The sequence below is a fragment of the Paracoccus rhizosphaerae genome (assembly GCF_026162645.1).
GTDB lineage: Bacteria > Pseudomonadota > Alphaproteobacteria > Rhodobacterales > Rhodobacteraceae > Paracoccus > Paracoccus rhizosphaerae.
In genome coordinates, this window is sequence record NZ_JAOTBE010000185.1 from 1 (window position 1) to 1071 (window position 1071).

General features: G+C 59.6%; 1 protein-coding gene. It reads left to right on the forward strand.

The annotated features are described in order from the left end of the window. Positions 1 to 67: 67 nt before the first annotated feature. A partial coding sequence (locus tag OC184_RS20335) for an IS110 family RNA-guided transposase (RefSeq protein ID WP_265508967.1) occupies positions 68 to 1071 on the forward strand: 1004 nt, incomplete at its 3' end.

Sequence of the window (1071 nt, forward strand, 5' to 3'; positions counted from 1 at the left end):
AGATGGGGTGATTGCAGCAGCGCAGCTCTGGCCTCACGCTTCTGCTCTCTTCATCATGGAGGAAGTCATGGAATACTATGCCGGACTCGATGTGTCACTGAAGGAAACAGCGATCTGCGTCGTGGATGCGAAGGGGACGATCGTAGCAGAGGGCGCTGTGCCGTCCGATCCCGAGAGTATCCTGGACTGGCTCGGACGCCAGCCATTTCACATTAGCAGAGCCGGCCTCGAGATTGGCGGCGTGTCCCGTTGGTTGCGGGAAGGTCTCCGGGCAGGCGGTTTGAACGCCATCTGCATTGACCCTCGCAAGCTCAGGGCACTGACCAAGATCATGCCGATCAAGACCGATCGCAATGATGCCCGATCCATCGCCGCCGCCATGCGCGTCGGATGGTATTCCGAGGTTCATATCAAGTCGAAGCCGTCCCAAGTCATGCAGATGCTTCTGACCAACCGAAAGACGCTCCTGGACAAGCAGATCGACATGGACAACGTGATCCGCGGGACGTTGCGGGTTTTCGGGATCAAGGTTTCTGGCCGGATCACCCATGGCAGCTTTGAGAGCCGTGTTCGCGAGGCACTGACAGCGGCGCCGCAGCTGATGGATTTGATTGAACCGCTGTTGGTGGCGAGAACAGCGCTTCGGGAGCAGTTCATGGTCCTGCACCGCCAGCTGATCAAGGCTGTGCGGGCAGACGAGGCGTGTCTGAGGCTCATGTCGATACCGGGTGTAGGCGTTCTTGTGGCCGCAACATTCCGCACCGTCATAGACGATCCAGCCCGGTTCCGCCGGTCACGAGATGTCGGCGCTCATCTTGGGATGACGCCAAGAAAGTATGCCTCCGGCGAGACAGATCGGAACGGCCGCATATCCAAAATGGGCGACGCCTCAGCCAGGGCAGTCCTGTATCAGGCAGGTCTGGCGGTCCTGACGCGCTCGCAGAAGTGGAGCAAGCTGCGGGCATGGGGAATAAACATCGCCAAACGTCGTGGTCTGCGCCGAGCCGTCTGCGCCGTGGCTCGGAAGATCGCCGTTCTTATGCATTCGCTATGGAAGAACGGCTCGACCTA